The sequence below is a fragment of the Pediococcus argentinicus genome, from assembly GCF_001437605.1.
Lineage (GTDB): Bacteria > Bacillota > Bacilli > Lactobacillales > Lactobacillaceae > Pediococcus > Pediococcus argentinicus.
Window position 1 is genome coordinate 1 of sequence record NZ_JQCQ01000078.1, and the last position, 584, is coordinate 584.

Annotated in this window: 1 protein-coding gene; it reads left to right on the forward strand. The window is 41.6% G+C overall.

Annotated elements, in window-relative coordinates:
• A partial coding sequence (locus IV88_RS08970; RefSeq protein ID WP_157059342.1) for an IS110 family transposase occupies window positions 1-584 on the forward strand: 584 nt, incomplete at both ends.

A 584-nucleotide genomic window follows, 5' to 3' on the forward strand; every position in this document is an offset into this window, starting at 1 on the left:
TTAAACCAAGTAATCTGTCAATTTAAGGTCGTTCCAGAGATTGTCTTTGAAGCAACTGGAGTCTATTCTGCAAGACTTCAGTACTTTTTAGAAGCGAATGGTTATTCTTACTCTAGGCTAAACCCATTAGCCGCGAAGAAGGAACTTGATCAATTGCGACCACAAAAGAATGATGTCAGTGATGCTTTGGGATTAGCCAAAACCCAACTATTATTGAACCGCCAACAGACATATATCGAGTTACCCATCTATCATGAATTGACGGCGTTAAGCCGTCAGTATCAGGAACTCACCCATGATACGATCACATTCAAAAATCGACTGCATACTGCTCTTCAGTGGACATTTCCTGAGATAGAAAGTCTATTAAGCAGCCCTGAAGGAGAACGTTATTGGCAGATTGTCGACCGTTTTCCACACGCCCACTTAGTGACAGACATTTCTGTTCAAGCTATTATGAATCAACTCCTAACCACAGGCCCAAATCAAATGAGTGCTAGACGTGCTGAAATAATGGCAATCAAATTATCCAAATTAGCTAGTGCTTCGGCACCTGCGGTGCCAATTAAATCTTCACGTTGTGA